Source organism: Spiribacter sp. 1M189 (assembly GCF_040838345.1).
Classification (GTDB): domain Bacteria; phylum Pseudomonadota; class Gammaproteobacteria; order Nitrococcales; family Nitrococcaceae; genus Spiribacter; species Spiribacter insolitus.
The window spans coordinates 468,551-485,609 of sequence record NZ_JBAKFF010000001.1; the positions used below are offsets into that span (position 1 = coordinate 468,551).

General features: G+C 64.9%; 14 protein-coding genes and 1 other RNA gene. 10 read left to right on the plus strand and 5 right to left on the minus strand.

Features of this window, described 5'->3' with window-relative positions:
- Nucleotide 1: 1 nt before the first annotated feature.
- Nucleotides 2-1,174, minus strand: coding sequence for a chromate efflux transporter (chrA, locus tag V6X30_RS02340; protein WP_367983035.1), 1,173 nt, complete (start codon nucleotides 1,172-1,174; stop codon nucleotides 2-4).
- 59 nt (nucleotides 1,175-1,233) lie between these two features.
- Here chrA and ffs point away from each other — a divergent pair.
- The 6 genes from ffs (at nucleotide 1,234) to V6X30_RS02370 (ending at nucleotide 6,294) form a co-directional block, all read left to right on the plus strand.
- An RNA gene (ffs, locus tag V6X30_RS02345) (signal recognition particle sRNA small type) lies at nucleotides 1,234-1,330 on the plus strand.
- Between the two features lie 49 nt (nucleotides 1,331-1,379).
- A complete protein-coding gene (gene dnaX, locus V6X30_RS02350; RefSeq protein WP_367983036.1) occupies nucleotides 1,380-3,023 on the plus strand; it encodes a DNA polymerase III subunit gamma/tau in 1,644 nt (547 codons plus the stop codon).
- 6 nt (nucleotides 3,024-3,029) lie between these two features.
- Nucleotides 3,030-3,353, plus strand: coding sequence for a YbaB/EbfC family nucleoid-associated protein (locus tag V6X30_RS02355; RefSeq protein WP_367984518.1), 324 nt, complete (start codon nucleotides 3,030-3,032; stop codon nucleotides 3,351-3,353).
- A 12-nt stretch (nucleotides 3,354-3,365) separates the two neighbouring features.
- On the plus strand, nucleotides 3,366-3,965 hold the full coding sequence (gene recR / locus V6X30_RS02360; RefSeq protein WP_367983037.1) for a recombination mediator RecR: 600 nt from the start codon (nucleotides 3,366-3,368) through the stop codon (nucleotides 3,963-3,965).
- A 217-nt stretch (nucleotides 3,966-4,182) separates the two neighbouring features.
- Nucleotides 4,183-4,602: a universal stress protein gene (locus tag V6X30_RS02365; RefSeq protein WP_367983038.1), complete on the plus strand. Its 420-nt coding sequence runs from the start codon at nucleotides 4,183-4,185 to the stop codon at nucleotides 4,600-4,602.
- A 36-nt stretch (nucleotides 4,603-4,638) separates the two neighbouring features.
- Nucleotides 4,639-6,294, plus strand: coding sequence for a BCCT family transporter (locus tag V6X30_RS02370; RefSeq protein ID WP_367983039.1), 1,656 nt, complete (start codon nucleotides 4,639-4,641; stop codon nucleotides 6,292-6,294).
- Here V6X30_RS02370 and V6X30_RS02375 read toward each other — a convergent pair.
- From V6X30_RS02375 to V6X30_RS02390, 4 genes are all read right to left on the minus strand, one after another.
- Nucleotides 6,291-7,007, minus strand: coding sequence for a 3'-5' exonuclease (locus V6X30_RS02375; RefSeq protein WP_367983040.1), 717 nt, complete (start codon nucleotides 7,005-7,007; stop codon nucleotides 6,291-6,293). The two genes, V6X30_RS02370 and V6X30_RS02375, sit on opposite strands and share 4 nt — an antisense overlap.
- Nucleotides 7,007-8,929, minus strand: a complete 1,923-nt coding sequence (locus tag V6X30_RS02380) for a DUF294 nucleotidyltransferase-like domain-containing protein (RefSeq protein WP_367983041.1) — start codon at nucleotides 8,927-8,929, stop codon at nucleotides 7,007-7,009. The genes V6X30_RS02375 and V6X30_RS02380 overlap by 1 nt, the downstream gene beginning before the upstream one ends.
- Nucleotides 8,930-8,944: 15 nt before the next feature.
- A complete protein-coding gene (gene cysB / locus V6X30_RS02385; protein ID WP_367983042.1) occupies nucleotides 8,945-9,931 on the minus strand; it encodes an HTH-type transcriptional regulator CysB in 987 nt (328 codons plus the stop codon).
- A 171-nt stretch (nucleotides 9,932-10,102) separates the two neighbouring features.
- On the minus strand, nucleotides 10,103-10,786 hold the full coding sequence (locus V6X30_RS02390) for a Bax inhibitor-1/YccA family protein (RefSeq protein WP_367983043.1): 684 nt from the start codon (nucleotides 10,784-10,786) through the stop codon (nucleotides 10,103-10,105).
- A 173-nt stretch (nucleotides 10,787-10,959) separates the two neighbouring features.
- On the opposite strand from V6X30_RS02390, the gene thrH reads away from it, so the two are divergent.
- The 4 genes from thrH to prfB all read left to right on the plus strand — a co-directional run bounded on the left by thrH (nucleotide 10,960) and on the right by prfB (nucleotide 17,056).
- Nucleotides 10,960-11,568: a bifunctional phosphoserine phosphatase/homoserine phosphotransferase ThrH gene (thrH, locus tag V6X30_RS02395; protein WP_367983044.1), complete on the plus strand. Its 609-nt coding sequence runs from the start codon at nucleotides 10,960-10,962 to the stop codon at nucleotides 11,566-11,568.
- The gene (locus V6X30_RS02400; RefSeq protein WP_367983045.1) at nucleotides 11,565-12,152 is read left to right on the plus strand and encodes a metallophosphoesterase family protein; all 588 of its coding nucleotides are present in this window, start codon (nucleotides 11,565-11,567) and stop codon (nucleotides 12,150-12,152) included. The genes thrH and V6X30_RS02400 overlap by 4 nt, the downstream gene beginning before the upstream one ends.
- Complete coding sequence (hrpA, locus tag V6X30_RS02405) at nucleotides 12,145-15,921, plus strand: ATP-dependent RNA helicase HrpA (protein ID WP_367983046.1); 3,777 nt, start codon at nucleotides 12,145-12,147, stop codon at nucleotides 15,919-15,921. The genes V6X30_RS02400 and hrpA overlap by 8 nt, the downstream gene beginning before the upstream one ends.
- 36 nt (nucleotides 15,922-15,957) lie before the next feature.
- A protein-coding gene (gene prfB / locus V6X30_RS02410) for a peptide chain release factor 2 (RefSeq protein ID WP_367983047.1) occupies nucleotides 15,958-17,056 on the plus strand; the annotation gives its coding sequence in 2 pieces (ribosomal slippage) (nucleotides 15,958-16,032 and nucleotides 16,034-17,056; 1,098 coding nt in all).
- Nucleotides 17,057-17,059: the final 3 nt, after the last annotated feature.

Here is a 17,059-nt window from a genome sequence, read left to right on the forward strand (position 1 = left end):
TTCAGCCGCCTGCGGGCAGCCTTGTGACCAGCTCACCGGCCAAGGCGCAGGCCGCGACCACGGCCCAGGCCGGTAACCGCAACAGGGCCAGGCCGGCGAGGGCGAGGAGGGCGATGAGGGCGTCCATCGGGCCGCCGATCCCCTGGATCAGGATCGGGTCCCAGAGCACCGCGGCAATCAGCCCGACAACGGCGGCATTAATGCCAAGCAGCGCCTGGCGGATTGGCGGGAAGCGACTGAGCGCGCTCCAGAAGGGAAGGAGCCCGGCCACCAGCAGCAGGCCCGGGAGGAAGATCACGACGATGGCGAGCAAGCCGGCCCAGAGGGCCTGATTCGGCATGATCTGCGCGCCGAGGTAGCCACCGAACGTGAAGATGGGGCCGGGGATGGCCTGGGCAGCGCCGTAGCCGGCCAGGAATCGATCGCCATCGATGAGCCCGGGGGTCACCAGCCCGGTCTCGAGCAGTGGCAGGACGACATGGCCGCCGCCGAATACCAGCGCGCCGCTGCGGTAGAGCACGCCCCACAGTGCCGACACGCCGGGGAGGGTGAGTATCACGAGTCCGGCGATGAAAATCCCCAGTGCGACCAGCCCCTGTCGACGGCTGATGTCGACATTCAGCCGGCCGCCGGTCGATGTCGTCGGTGTGTCGAGGAACGCCAGTGCGGCCAGGCCGCCCAGGATGATCATCGCGACCTGGCCGCCGACATTCGGTAACAGGCTTGCCCCCAGGGTGGCCACCACGGCGATGCCAATGCGCGGCAGATCGGGGCACAGCTGGCGCGCCATCCCGTAGAGGGCATTGGCGACGACCGCGACGGCGGCGAGCTTCAGGCCCTGCAGCCATCCCGCCCCGGCAAACTCACCGAGGGTCGTGATTCCCATGCCGATGGCGATCATGATCAGCGCCGATGGCAGCGTGAAGGCCGTCCAGGCGGCGATACCGCCGATCAGGCCGCCCCGATGGATGCCGATGGCAAACCCGGTCTGGCTGCTTGAGGGGCCGGGGAGCATCTGACACAGGGCGAGGGTCTGCGCGTAGGCCTCGTCGCCCAGCCACTGCCGTTCCTCCACGAACCAGCGCCGGAAATAGCCAAGATGTGCCACCGGTCCGCCGAAGGCGATCAGCCCCAGACGCAGGAACGTCCAGAAAATCTCCCCGATCCGCGGCATGGATCCTCCCGATTGGCTCGCTCACCACAGGGTGAACTGTTAATATTTCATTGCGGTGGCGCCGGTCCCCCCGCGACGATAAACCGCAAATCCCGTCAGGCCCGGAAGGGAGCAGCGGTAGCGGTGGACTCGGGCGCCGGGGTGTGGCTGGCGCCCCCGCCTTCTTCTCTCCTTCAGCCGCGGACGCCGGTGATATACTGCCCCGATGAGCTATCAGGTGCTTGCCCGCAAATGGCGCCCCCGTCGCTTTGACGAAATGGTCGGTCAGGGGCATGTGCTGCGTGCGCTGGCCAACGGTCTCGCCAACGGCCGGCTGCACCATGCCTACCTGTTCACGGGGACCCGCGGCGTCGGTAAGACGACGTTGGCGCGGATCCTGGCCAAATGCCTGAACTGCGAGGCGAATGGTGTCACGGATCATCCATGCGGGGAATGTGCCGCCTGCACCGAGATTGATGCCGGCCGCTTCGTTGACCTGATCGAGGTCGACGCCGCTTCGCGGACCAAGGTGGAGGATACCCGCGAGCTTCTGGATAACGTCCAGTACGCCCCGACCCGGGGGCGTTTCAAGATCTATCTCATCGACGAGGTTCACATGCTCTCGGCGCACAGCTTCAATGCGTTGCTGAAAACGCTTGAGGAGCCGCCGGAGCACGTCAAGTTCCTTCTCGCCACCACCGATCCGCAGCGCCTGCCGGTGACGGTGCTATCCCGGTGCCTGCAGTTTAACCTCAAGCCGCTGCTGCCGAAGATGATCGGTGAGCAGCTCGAGCACATTGCCGCGGCCGAGGGCATTGACGCCGAGGCCGCGGCGGTCACCCGGCTCTCGCGCGCTGCGGATGGCAGCATGCGTGATGCGCTCAGCTTGACGGATCAGGCGCTCGCCTTCGGTGGTGGTCGGCTCGTGGATGCCGAGGTCCGCGACATGCTGGGCAGCATCGAGCAGGATTTCATGGTCGAGCTGCTGGAGCGTCTCGCGGCCTCGGACGGCCCGGGACTGCTGGAGACCGTGGGCCGCATGGCAGAGGGTGCACCGGATTTCGGCGAGGCGCTCGCTGAACTGCTCGCCATGCTGCATCAGCTCGGCCTCGCCCAGACGGTGCCGGCGGTGTTCGATGGCGATGGTCCCGTCGCCGAGCGGCTGGCGGCGCTGGCCGAGCAACTCGATCCGGCCTGGGTGCAGTTGCTCTACCAGATTGCCCTTCAGGGTCGGCGTGACCTGCCGCTGGCACCGGACCCGCGCGCCGGCTTCGAAATGGTCATGTTGCGTATGCTGGCATTCGAGCCTGTTCCGGCCGATGGCCCCGGCGCGGCTGGGGTGTCCGGGCCGACGCCGGCCGCATCCGCGTCGCCGTCCAAGGCAGGTCAGTCGGCCGCCGCGAAGGCCACCGGCCCGACAGTGCCGGAGGCGCCATCGCAGGCCCCCGCCACCGACGCAACCGACGACGCGCCAGCCACTGAACCCGCTGCCGGCGGGGAGTGGCATCGCCTCGCCGCCGCCCTCTCGCTCTCGGGCATGGCGCAGGCCCTGGCCGATCACTGCGACTGGGTCGGTCGGGAGGGCAACCGGGTGACGCTGCAGATTGACGAGGGGCATCGCCACCTCGTGAACGACAACGTGATCGCGCGCCTCGCCGAGGCGCTGTCCGCGCATTTCGGCGAGCCCGTCAGCGTGCAGATCGAAGTGGGGGAAGTGGGCAGCGAGACGCCCGCCGCCGCGGCGGAGCGCCGCGAGGCCGAGCAACAGGCCGACGCCAGGGCGGCCATTGAGTCGGATCCAAATATCGCGGCACTCAGGGCAACCTTTGATGCCGAAGTCATCAGCGAATCCATTCGTCCACGCGGCTAGGAGCAGATCATGAAAGGTGGACTCGGCAACATGATGAAGCAGGCCCAGCGCATGCAGGAAGAAATGCAGAAGGCGCAGGCCGAGCTCGCGGAGATGGAAGTGACAGGCCAGGCCGGTGGCGGCATGGTCAGTGTGGTCATGACTGGCCGCCACGAAGTCCGGCGGGTGACCATCGATGAGAGCGTCTACGAGGATCGCGAAATGGTCGAGGACCTCGTAGCGGCGGCCTGCAATGACGCCGTTCAGAAGCTCGAGCAGGTCACCCAGGAGCGGATGGGCAGCCTCACCGAGGGTCTGAACCTGCCGCCCGGCATGAAGATGCCCTTCTAGGCCGCACCGCCAATGGCGTATTCCCCCTCAGTCCAGTCGCTCATGGAGGCGCTGCGCTGCCTCCCGGGCGTGGGCCCGAAATCTGCGCAGCGGATGACCTTCGCGCTGCTTCAGCATGATCGGGACGGGGCGCGGCGCCTGGCGCGTGCCCTCGAAACGGCGGCGGAGACGGTGGGCGAGTGCCGACGGTGTCGCACTCTCACCGAGGAGGATCTCTGTCAGCTGTGTGCGAGCGACCGGCGCGATCCGGCGGTGCTTTGTGTGGTCGAGAACCCGTCCGATGTTCAGGCCCTGGAGGACGCGACCGATTACGCCGGTCAGTACTTCGTGCTCAAGGGAAGGCTCTCGCCACTCGATGGCATCGGCCCGGGTGAGCTTGGGCTTGAGGCACTCGAGGCCCGGTTCACGGATGGTGAGGTCCGGGAGATCATCCTGGCGGTCAGCCCCACGGTGGAAGGTGAGGCAACCGCCCAGTACATCGCCTCCATGGCGGCTGAAGCCGATATCCGCATCTCCCGCATCGCTCACGGCGTGCCGCTGGGCGGCGATCTTGACTACGTCGATGCCGGCACCCTCTCCCACGCCTTCGCCGGACGGGCCCGCTACGGCTGAATTTCAGCCCGTTTTCGCGCTGTCTCAGCGATTGCTCGGTTGACCCGCCAGAGATGGATACCTCAGGGTATTAAAGGGAACAACGACGATAACGCGGTGAATCCGGCGCTTCCATGTGCCGTTACAGGCGCACTTCGCCCTTTCCATGCAGCAGGTATTGGGACCGCGGCGCTGCGCCGTCGGATCACCTTCACCCGTCATGCAAGGAGCACAGGGCATGTTCAAGAAAATATTGGTGCCGGTGGACCTGGCGCATCTGGAGGCGATCGAACGATCGCTGGCGGCCAGTGCCGACCTCGCCCGCCATTATGGCGCTGAGGTCTACTACCTGGGTGTCACCACGTCGACGCCGGGCACGGTCGCCCGAACCCCCGAGGAATATGCGCAGAAACTCGAGGCGTTCGCGCAGGAGCAGGCCGGGGTTCACGGCCAGCCGGCGCACTCCCGGTGTATCAACTCACCGGACCCGGTCGCCGATCTCGATAGGACCATTCTGAAATCCATCGACGAGCTGGGTGCCGATCTGGTGGTCATGGCCACCCATCTGCCCAAGCATCTCGATGCGGTCATTCCGGCGCATGGCGACCGTATCGCTTCGCACACCGATATCTCCGTGTTCCTGGTGCGCCCCGCCTGATCGGGTGCCTCGAACTTCAGTAAGGGAGTCGTCCTCGTGACTAACGACAACACCAACGAAAGCACCGAGCCGGCCGGCGTGCCGGCCCCGGAAGGACCGGCCAATCTCATCGACACCGATTATGTGATCGGCCAGGACAATATCGCTGCCACCAAATTCGGCGTCGATGTTGACTTGCATGGCAAGGTCTTTACCTTCTCGGCGCTCGTCATCCTGGCCTTCGTCATCATCACGCTGGCTCTGCAGGACCAGGTGGGGCCGCTCTTCGAGGGGCTTCGTGCCTGGCTCACCAGTAATATCTCCTGGTTCTTCCTCGCCGGCGCCAATGTCTTTGTGCTGGTGTCCGTTGGGCTGATCTTCACGCCGTTGGGCAAGGTCAGGCTCGGCGGCCAGCACGCCAAGCCGGATTTCAGCTACGCCGGCTGGTTTGCGATGCTGTTCGCCGCCGGTATGGGCATCGGACTCATGTACTTCGGCGTGTCCGAACCGCTGGCCCATTTCAACAGTTCCATCGGCGGCACCAGTGTCGAGAACGGCATGCGCACGGACTGGGCTCCGCTTGGCGCCGCTGGCGGTAATGAGAGTGGTGCCATTTCGCTCGCGATGGCGGCTACGATCTTCCACTGGGGGCTGCATCCCTGGGCCATCTACGCGGTCGTGGCACTCTCGCTGGCGCTTTTCTCGTTCAATAAGGGCCTGCCGCTGACCATGCGGTCGGTGTTCTACCCGATTCTGGGCGAGCGCGTCTGGGGATGGCCGGGGCATATCATCGACATCCTCGCCGTGTTCGCGACCCTGTTCGGGCTGGCGACATCGCTCGGGCTGGGGGCGCAGCAGGCGACGGCGGGGCTGGCGTATCTCTTCGGCATCCCGGGGGATGAGCTGACCATGGTTCTGTTGATTGTCGCCATCACGGTCGTCGCGCTGGGCTCGGTCATGCTGGGCGTGGACAAGGGCGTGCAGCGTCTCTCACAGCTGAACATGATCGTGGCGGCGCTGCTGCTGCTGTTCGTGGTCATCTTCGGGCCGACGCTGTTCATCGCCACGGGCTTTTTCCAGTTTCTGTTCTCCTACGTCGCCGATCTGCCCGCGCTCTCCAATCCGTTCGGCCGCGAGGACGCCAACTTCAGCCAGGGCTGGACCGCGTTCTACTGGGCCTGGTGGATTTCCTGGTCGCCGTTCGTGGGCATGTTCATCGCCCGGGTCAGCCGCGGTCGCACCGTGCGTGAGTTCCTGATCGCGGTGCTGATTATCCCGACGCTCATCTCTGTGCTGTGGATGACGGCGCTGGGCGGCACGGCCATCGACCAGGTGGTCAACCTCGGGCTTGAGAACGTCGCGGGCGCCAGTGGCGATCTGCAGCTCTTTGAGATGCTCGGCAATCTGCCGCTGGGGATGATTACCTCAATCATTGCGATCTTCCTGGTGATCGTGTTCTTCGTGACATCCTCCGACTCCGGCTCGCTGGTCATCGATGCCATCACGGCCGGCGGCAAGGTCAACGCGCCCAAGCCGCAGCGGATGTTCTGGGCCATCATCGAGGGCGCCATCGCGATTGCGCTGCTGCTCGGCGGCGGCCTGTCCGCCCTGCAGGCAATGGCGGTATCGGCCGGCTTCCCGTTCACGATCGTCCTGCTGGTGGCCTGCTTCGCGATCGTCAAGGGGTTGATGTCCGAGCCTCGGGAGGCCTAGACCCAGAGATCGCCGATGGCCGTCGAGCGGCTGTAGTGGTGTTGTATCTGCGCCTGCAGCAGCTCGGCGGTCCCGATGGCGTCGATCACCGCCTGGTGGCCCTCGTAGGCCGGCAGGTTGTAGCGGGCCCGGCTGTCGTTCAGCCGAATGGAGATCGGCGGTTTGCCCAGCAGTCGCCGCAGGCCCATGCGCCAGCGCTGTCGGTAACGTCTGGCCTCAATGGCCATGGTGTCGATCAGCGGAAACCGGAATGGCCCCTGGCCGCGCTGCCGAACCGCTCGCTCGAGAAAGCCGCGCTCGATGGGGTGGTAGTGAACAACGGGCAGGCGACCGGCAAGCGCATCCAGCAAGTCCGGCAGGATCTCGGCAAAATCCGGCGCCTGCTCGGTGTCTGCATGGGTGATGTGGTGATAGGCCACGGACCCGCCGGAGAAGCCCCGCGGCGGCCGCAGGATCCAATAACGCCGTCTGGCGATGCTGATCCCGTTCAGATCAAAAGGCACCACCCCGATGCTGAGGATGGCATGCCGTCGCGGATCCAGTCCGCTGGTCTCGAGGTCGAGGGCTACCAGCGGCGTCTCGCCAATGCTTTGACTGGCATTGGCAGGAAAGCGCTCGTAAAACGCCCTTAGGGCGGGAGCCGCCGCGCGCCGCGTCTGATCCTTTAGCCAGCCGGACCATCCACCTCCGAGTGCCTCGCTCTTCGTCCTCATCAACCGGGCCGACCGGCACGCACGCCACCGGCCGGCATCGGGTAGCGGAAGCGCAGAAACTTCTGTGCCTGACTCAATGCGCGGAAGGCTTCCTTAATGTCGGCACGTTCCTTGGCGGGCACGTTCTCTGGCTCGATGTTGTTATCCGGTTCACGCTCCTGCTCGATATCGATGGCCTGGTGCCGGAGACGCGTCATACTGAGTATTTCCAGCGCATAACTGAGCCGGTCGGCGACACCCGGCCCCAGGAGCTGGGTCTCCGCAATATCGTTAAGCCGCTCGAACGAGTTCTGGGCGCGGGACCCACAGGCGAGCGCATGGACCCGGATCAAATCGGTGAGGGGAGCCGTGCCGCGGCGCTTCACATTAATCGAGTTGTTCTGGCGGCCATCCTTCTCCATCACGAAGTCGCGGAAAAAACCGATGGGCGGCGTCCGGTTGAGGGCATTCCGCGCCATCGCGGCGAGGAAGGCCTTGCTCTGTCCGGCCTCCGTGGCGACCAGCTCCTGGAGGACTTCGATAAAACGCTCCTCGCCGTGGGCGTTGTCCAGATCGAAGAAGATATTACTATGCAGGAGCCGCTCCGGATTGGGCTGCTCGATCCAGTGGTGGAAGTAACGCTTCCAGACCGACAGCGGCTGTCGCCAGCGGGAGTTGGTGGCCATGATCCCGCCTTTGCAGTAGCCATAGCCGCAGGCATTGAGGCCGTCACTGACTCGCTCGGCCAGGGTCTGGAAGTAGTCGTCATGGCGCTGGGGGTCAAAGGCGTCATCGAGCACCAGGGCATTGTCCTGGTCGGTGACGAGCGTCTGCTCACTGCGGGCCATGGAACCCATCGCCATGAAGGCATAGGGCACTGGCGGTGGTCCGAGCTCGGCCTCGGCCAGTTCCAGCAGTCGACGCACGAAGCTCCGGCCGATGGACGATAGGGCGGTGCTGACCGTACGTGAGTCGGCGCCGTCGCGGATCATGCGCACGGCTGAGGTCCGGACGTCCGGGAGCAGTTTGGCAAGCCCGGCCGGCGTGGCCTGGCTGAATATGCTGTCGATGAGGTAGAGGCTGCTCTGAGTCTCATAGCGCACCACATCCTCGAGCCGGATGAGCCCGATCGGTCGGCGCCGGTGCACCACCGCCAGATGATGCACGTTGTGCCGGAGCATGGTGAGCATGGCCTCCTGCACGGTTTCGTCCGATTGCACCGCCACCAGACGATCGCTGACGATCTCGCCCACCGGCGTGTCGGCGGACAGTCCGGTGGCAACGACCCGGGCGCGGAAGTCAGCGTCGGTCAGGATGCCGCGGACCTGCCATAGCGCGCCCTCGGCGTCGGCGTAGGTATAGCGCGGATCATCGCCGCTTGCTTCGACAACCAGCAATGCTGCGGACGGCTCGTCGGCCAGGCGGAGCGCCGCCTCGCGGGCGGTCTCGCCGGATTCGGCGATCAGGGGAGCGCGGGTGACGAGCTTTCGGACCCGCGTGGTCATCAGATCATTGCTGCGGCGCTGGGTCTCCACGGCGGCCTCCAGCCGCGGGCGTCCCAGCTCGACGAAGTCGGCAAAGTCGTCGTCCGCCTCGCATAGATGATCGAATATCGTCACCGGAATGGCATAAATGAGGGTGTCTTCGATCGCAACGGCGGGATAGTGAACCCTGCGTCCGCGGAGCAACCCGTAGTGGCCGAAAATGCTTCCCTCGCCCAGTCGGTCGAATAGATCGCCGGTGCGGCGGTAGACTTCGACGGCGCCACTGCGCACGTAGCACAGCGAGTCGATGGACTGATTGGCCGCCAGGATCTGGCTGCCGGCACGGTAGTAGCTGATCTCGATGTGCTCCGCGACTTCGTCCAGCAACTCGTCGGAGAGCGCATCGAAAGGCGGATAGGCGCCCAGGTGGCGGCGGATTTCCAGCAGTTCCGGGTCCATCGAGGCAGCCTCGTTCTAGGCGTTGGTCCCGCCGAGCATTGGCTCCAGTTTCTCCTCGAGCGCGGTGCGCTGTTCGGGGGTGCGAGCCTGGATAGCCTCGGCCACCACATCCTCGGTGAGATGCGGTGCAAAGGTCTCGATAAAGGCCAGCATGTAGCGCCGCATGTAGGCGTTGCGCCGAAACCCGATGCGTGTGGTGCTCGGCTCGAACAGGTGGCTCGCATCCAGTGCCACCAGACCGTCGTCGCGCTGGGCATCGAAGGCCATGCTGGCCATGATGCCAACACCGAGGCCGAGTTGAACATAGGTCTTGATGACCTCCGAGTCGGTGGCTGTGAACACCACCTCCGGAGACAGGCCGCGTTCGGCAAATGCCTCATCAAGCCGCGAGCGCCCGGTGAAGCCGAACACATAGGTAACGACCGGGTATTCTGCGATGGCTTCCAGCGTAAGCGGGGTGCGCTCGCAGAGCGGGTGTCCCTCGGGGACGATGATGCTGCGATTCCAGCGATAGCAGGGCAGCATGACCAGGTCCTCGTAGAGCTCCAGTGCCTCGGTGGCGATGGCAAAATCCACTTCACCGGCAGTGGCCATTTCGGCGATCTGCATGGGCGTGCCCTGGTGGAAGTGCAGGCTCACCCGCGGGTACCGCTGGCGGAAATCCTGGACGGCGCCCGGTAGGGCGTGGCGGGCCTGGGTGTGGGTGGTGGCAATCGCCAAGCTGCCGGATCGGTCGTCACCATATTCCTCGGCGATGGCGTTGATATTGCGCGTTTCGGCGAGTATCCGCTCGGCGACTGCCATGACCTCCTCACCCGCGCGGGTGAGCCGCGTGAAGTGTTTACCGCTGCGCTCGAAAATCGGCACACCGAGCTCGTCCTCGAGCAGACGAATCTGTTTGCTGACCCCGGGTTGCGACGTGTAGAGCGCATCGGCGGCGGCCGAGACGTTGAGCCCACGGCGCTTGACCTCGACGATATAGCGCAGCTGACTGAGCTTCATGAGAATTATTCTAAAATGCAGCAGAATGGCTGTCTGTTATAGCGTCTCACTATTAACGCTTCAACCAGTGGCACTCCATGCCAGAGCGGAGTCCAGTCCGGGCTAAAAGAAAAGCCCCGGCCTGCCCGAGAGGCAGGCCGGGGCTTTCGAGAGGCTTTGTCCGGCCGCGTCCTAGCGCTCCCCGGCGAAGGCGGACAGCAGCTGGAGCAGGCTGAGGAACAGGTTGTAGATGGTGACGTACAACGTGATCGTCGCCATGATGTAGTTGGTCTCGCCGCCGTTGATGATCTCGCTGGTCTGGTAGAGGATCAGCGCGCTCATCAGCACCACGAAGGCGGCACTGACGGCCAGGGACAATGCGGGGATGGAAAAGAGAACCGCGACGATGGAGCCCGCGAAGGCCACCAGCACGCCGGCGAAAATGAACCCGCGCATGAAGCTGAAATCACGCTGGGTGGTCAGCGCATAGGCGGACAGGCCGAGGAAGATCACGCCGGTGCCGCCAAGGGCCATCATGACCAGCTCGGCGCCGTTGCTGAAAGCACCGAGGTAGAGGCTGATGATTGGGCCCAGCGTGTAGCCCATGAAGCCCGTGAGCGCGAAAACGCTTACTAATCCCCAGACGCTGTTACGAAGGGAGGTGGTGAGAAACAGGAGTCCGAAATACCCGCCCAGCACCAGTAGCCAGTGCATGGGTGGCGCGCTGGTGGCCATGGCCACCCCGGCCATCATGGCGCTGAACAGCAGCGTCATTGCCAGAAGCGCATAGGTATTGCGCAGCACCTTGTTGGTGGCGAGTACCGAGCCACCCGTCGTGCTGCGGCCTGCCGTGGCTGCGCGAAAATCCTGAGCCATCGTTGTCTACCTCCGTCGGTGTTCGGGCATAAGCCTCATCAACATGCCATTAGATGGGGGCGATGTCACGTTGGTTCAATGGCATGACGTTTTGATGAAACACGGGCGTCCGGCTTGCAGGCTTCCGGGAAAAGCCTTACTGTCCGCCACCCTGATTATTTGGGCATTATCAAGTGAATATCGTCTGTCTCGACCTCGAAGGGGTACTCGTCCCCGAAATCTGGATTGATTTCGCCGAGCTCACTGGCATTGAAGCACTGCGCGCCACCACACGCGACATCGCCGATTACGATGAACTGATGCAGATGCGGCTGGATACACTGGCGCAGCACCGCCTTGGTCTGCCCGACATCCAGGCGGTGATCGACCGCATGGCGCCGCTGCCGGGTGCCAGGGCATTCCTTGACCGGCTGCGCGAGCAATACCAGGTGATCATCCTTTCAGACACTTTCTACGAATTCGCTCGCCCGCTCATGCGCCAGCTCGACTGGCCCACGCTGTTCTGCCACACGCTTGAGACGGCGGAGGATGGCAGGATCAGCGGCTATCGCCTGCGCATGGCGGATCACAAGCGTGCCGCCGTCTCGGCGCTGCGCGAACTCAACTTCAGCGTGGTGGCGGCGGGCGACTCTTACAATGACACGGCTATGCTGGGAGCCGCGCAGCAGGGCATTCTTTTCCGGGCCCCTGACAACGTGATTCGTGAGTTCCCCCGCTTCCCGGTGACCAACGAGTACGAGCAGCTCAGCGATGCCATCGCGGAGGGCTTCGCTCGGTCATGATCGACCGGTCGGTTCGTGTCGCCATTCTCGCGGATACCCACGGGTTCCTCGACAGCCGGGTGGCCGAGCAGGTCAGCCACTGCGACATCGCGCTCCATGCCGGCGATGTTGGCGGGGCGGATATCCTCTTCGCCCTGCATCCGCGCGAGGAAGTGATTGCCATTCGTGGCAACAATGACAACGCCGTCCACTGGCCGGATACCGAGCTCGATACGCTGGAGAAACTGCCGCGCGAGGCCTCGGTGGAACTGCCGGGCGGGCGCGTCAAGCTGATTCATGGCGATGACGGCGGGAGTATCGAGCAGCGGCATCGCCGCTATCGCCGGGACTACGCCGATTGCCGCGCCGTTGTGTACGGGCACAGCCATCAACAGCTCACCGAACAGTCGATCACGCCCTGGATGCTCAACCCCGGCGCCGCAGGCCGCACCCGCACCTATGGCGGGCCGGCCTGCCTGATCCTGACCTGCGGCGAGCATGACTGGCACCTCGAGGCGCTGCGTTTCGAGCCGCGCAGTACCCGCCGTCGTCGACGCCGACCCGACACTCGAACAGTGGACGATTCCTACGACCCGGATGACTGAACGCCGACGTCGCCGCCGGGACAACCGTCGCCGTCAACGCCCGGAAGGCACTCACGACCCCTTGCGGGAGCGCGCGCGCGCTGCCCGCGAAGCCATCGATCTGCGTCCGGATTTCCATCTCGACCTGCCGGTCCTCGAGCACGCCGAGGAGATCAAGGCAGCCGTGCGTGATCACCAGGTCGTGGTCATCTGCGGCGAGACCGGATCGGGCAAGAGCACCCAGCTGCCAAAGCTCATGCTGGCGCTCGGGCGCGGCATCGATGGCGTGATCGGGCATACCCAGCCTCGCCGTATCGCCGCACGCAACCTCGCCAGTCGGGTGGCGGAAGAGTGTGGGACCGAGCTGGGCTCGGGTGTGGGTTATCGCGTCCGCTTCAGCGATCGAAGCAGCCCACAGACGCGGGTGAAGCTGCTGACCGATGGCATGCTGCTCGCAGAGACCCAGGCTGATGAGATGCTGCGGGGCTACGATACCCTGATCATCGATGAGGCCCACGAGCGCAGCCTCAACATTGATTTCCTGCTGGGGTACCTCAAGCGACTGCTACCGCGACGGCCCGACCTGCGGGTGATCATCACCTCGGCGACCATCGACCCGGCCAGGTTTGCCGAGCATTTCGGCGATGCACCGATTATCGAGGTCTCGGGGCGGACCTGGCCGGTGGAAGTCCTCTATCGGCCCCTGGTTGAGGCGTCGGAGGATGAACGCGAGCGCAGCCTCCGGCAGGCGGTGCTGGAGGCAGTGGACGAGCTCGCCGGGCTGGGCCGCGGGGATGTGCTGGTATTTCTGCCGGGTGAGCGCGAGATCCGCCAGTGTGCTGAGGCGCTGCGCAAGCACCACCCGCCGCATACCGAGATTCTGCCGCTCTATGGGCGCCTCTCCGCCGCCGAGCAGCAGCGCGTATTTGCATCCCACCGCGGCCGTCGCATCGTTCTGTCAACCAATGTCGCCGAGACGTCGCTGACCGTTCCCGGTATCCGTTACGTGGTGGATAGCGGCCTCGCCCGGATCAGCCGCTACAGTTACCGCACCAAGGTTCAGCGTCTGCCGGTGGAGCCAGTGGCCCAGTCGAGTGCGGATCAGCGCGCCGGACGCTGTGGCCGTGAGGGGCCGGGTGTCTGCATCCGGCTCTATGACCAGGCCGACTACGAGGCGCGGCCGCGTTTTACCGACCCAGAGATCCTGCGGACCAATCTGGCCTCGGTCATCCTGCAGATGAAGCATCTGCGATTGGGGGCCATCGAGGATTTTCCGTTCATCGAGCCGCCGGACCCGAGGTACGTCAAGGATGGTCTGAAGCTGCTGGACGAGCTCGGTGCCCTCAACCGGCGCCAGAACCTCTCCCGCCTCGGCCGTCAACTGGCGCGACTGCCGGTGGACCCGCGGATTGCCCGGATCCTGCTTGCCGGCGAGCGCGAGGGCGCCCTGCGGGAGTTGCTGGTTCTGGCCGCCGCGCTGTCCATCCAGGATCCGCGGGAACGCCCCATGGATCATCGCGAAGCGGCGGATAACGCGCAGTCCCGCTGGCAGGACCGCCAGTCGGACTTCGCCGGGCTGCTCCGACTCTGGGACGAGTACCGTGAGCAAGGGCATCACCTGAGCCGGCGCAAGCTGCAGGCCTGGTGTCATGAGCATTTTCTCTCGCATGTCCGCATGCGCGAGTGGGCCGACGTGCATGGCCAGCTCCACGGGCTGGTCCGCGATATGGGGCTTGCCGAGAATGAGCGACCGGCGAAGCCCATCGCCATTCACCGGGCGCTGCTCAGCGGTTTCCTTTCCAATATCGCCCGCCGCGACGAGGGTGAGGAGTACATCGGCCCGCGCGGGCTGAAGCTCGCCATCCATCCCGGTTCGGGGGTTGCCCGGAAACGGCCGCGCTGGATCATGGCCGCGGAGCTTGTCGAGACCCGCCGGGTGTTTGCCCGGACGGCAGCCGAGGTTCGGCCGGAGTGGATCGAACCGCTGGCCCGGCATCTGGTCAAGCATCGCTTTCACGATCCCTGGTGGGATGCGCAGAAGGGCAAGGTCTTTGGTCGCGAGGATGTGACGCTCTATGGCCTGCCCATCGTCAGTGGCCGCAAGGTCGATTATGCCCGTGTGGCTGCGCAGGAGGCGCGCGGGATCTTCATCCGTGATGGACTGCTCGGCGACCTGCCACCGAAGGCCCCGGCGTTCCTGAAAGCCAATCAGGCGCTCATAGAGGAGGTCGAGGCGCTCGAGGCCAAGGCGCGACGCCGCGATGTGCTGGTCGAGCCGGAAGCGCTGGTGGCGTTCTATGAGGCGGCGATTCCTGAATCGGTGGTGGACGGCCCGAGCCTGGATCGCTGGCTGCGGGAAGTCGGCGATGACCAGCCCCTGCGACTGGATCGCGGGCAGCTCATGGCCCGGGCCGTGGACACCGGCGAGGTGGACTACCCGGATCATCTCGAACTCAATGGCATCCGCCTGCCTCTGCAGTACCACTTCGCACCGGGGAGCGACGACGATGGTGTGACGGTCCGTATTCCGTTGGCCGCGCTCAATGCGCTCCCGCCCGAGCGCTTTGAGTGGCTGGTGCCGGGATTGCTGGAGGAGAAGGTCATCACCCTCATCCGGGCACTGCCCAAGGCACTGCGACGCAACTTCGTGCCAGTGCCGGATTTCGCCCGCGCTGTGCTGGAATCGATCACGGCGCGGGAGGGCTCGCTGGAGTCGGCGGTCCGCGGTGAGCTTCGCCGCATGACCGGTGTCGATCTGCCCGCCGGGATCTGGGACGAGGTCGCGGTGCCGAGCCACCTGCGCATGCGCTTTGCCGTCATCGACCGGCAGGGCCAGGTGCTTGGCAGCGGCCGGGACTTACCGGGGCTGCAGCGCGAGTTTGCCGAGCATGCTGCCGAGGGTTTCGAGGCGCCGGGTGATTCGGGTTTCGAGCGCACCGGCATCAGCGATTGGGATTTTGGCGAGCTGCCCGAGCGGGTGCCCTTCGAGCAGGGCGGCATTACCCTGCAGGGCTATCCGGCGCTGCGGGTCGAGGACAATGGTCTCGCGCTGCGACTGCTGGATGCGCCCGAACGGGCGGCGGCCTGCCATCGCGCGGGTGTCCGAGCTCTGCTCATGAAGCGTTTCGCACAGCAGGCTCGGCATCTGCGGCGCGGCCTGGAAGGACTGGATCGCATGGCCATCGACTACCGCGATGTCGATACGGCCGACGCGTTCAAGCGTGAGTTCGCCGAAGCGGTATTCGACCATGTGTTCCTCAGTGGAAATGTCCCGAGGGATCGGGAAAACTGGCTCGCGATCTGTCAGCGAGGGCGTTCCGAGATCATATCGACGGCGGAGCGGCTCCGGGATCGCGTCTCTGATATCCTTGCGCGGCAAAAGGTTGTGCGCCGCGCCGTCACCGGTACGATCCCGCTGGGCCTGGTGGATAGTTACCAGGACTTACGCCATCAGCTCGAAGGGCTGGTGCATCCAGGATTCATGCTGGACACCCCGGTGGAGAGACTCGAGGATCTGCCGCGCTATCTCGCGGCGATGCAGCGACGGGTGGAGCGGATCCAGCGCGATCCGAGTCGGGACCAGGCGGGACTCGCCACCATACAACCGCATCAGCGACGCCTGGACGAGGCCATGGCCCGCCATGTACGCAAGGCCATTCGCGATCCGGCGCTTGAACAGATCCGCTGGCTGATCGAGGAGTACCGGGTGTCGCTGTTCGCGCAGGATCTGGGGACACGAGAGCGGGTCTCCGAGAAGCGCCTGGCCCGCGCCTGGGAAGCGGTGCGCTGACGCGATACCGGTAACGCATCAAGCAAGAGGAACAACGTGCTCGATACCAACCAACTGACGAGTCAGCTCGATGATCTCAAGGGACGCACCGAGTCCCTGAGGGGGTATCTTTGACCTCCCTGAGCAGGAGGAACGCTTTGAGGAAGTCACCCGCGAACTGGAACAGCCCGACATCTGGAACGACCCGGATCGTGCCCAGGCGCTGAACCGCGAGCGCGCCGCGCTGGAGAAGATTGTCGGGCGGATGCAGGGGTTGATCACGGGCCTCGAGGATGCCGGTGAGCTGCTGGAGATGGCCCGCGAGGAAGACGATGAGGAGACACTGGCCGCCGTGGCCAGCGATCTCGCTGACTATGAGAAGACCGTGCAGGGCCTCGAGTTCCGGCGCATGTTCTCCGGTGAGATGGACCCCGCCAACGCCTTTCTCGACATCCAGGCGGGCTCTGGGGGTACCGAAGCGCAGGACTGGGCGGAAATGCTGCTACGCATGTACCTGCGCTGGATCGAGCACAAGGGGTTCAAGGGTGAGCTCATCGAGGTGTCCGAGGGCGAGCAGGCGGGCATTAAGAGCGCGACGATACGTGTTGAAGGCGATCATGCCTTCGGCTGGCTGCGCACCGAAACCGGTGTCCACCGCCTGGTGCGAAAATCGCCGTTCGACTCTGGCAACCGCCGGCATACCTCGTTTGCTTCGGTGTTCGTGAGCCCGGAGCTGGACGAAGACGTTGAGGTGGAGATCGATCCGTCCGACCTGCGTGTGGATGTCTACCGGGCGAGCGGCGCCGGCGGCCAGCATGTCAACCGGACGGAGTCGGCGGTGCGGATTACCCATCTGCCCACCGGCATCGTGGTGCAATGCCAGAACGATCGCTCCCAGCACAAGAACCGCGCCACGGCCATGAGTCAGCTCCGTGCCAAGCTCTACGAGCGCGAGATGGAAGCGCAACGCGAGCAGGCCGCGGTGGTGGAGGATTCCAAGGCCGACATTGGCTGGGGAAGCCAGATTCGGTCCTATGTGCTCGATCAAAGTCGAATCAAGGATTTGCGTACCGGTGTTGAAGTCGGTAACACCCAGGGCGTCCTCGATGGCGATCTGGATCCTTTCATCGAGGCAAGCCTCAAGGCCGGGCTTTAGGCC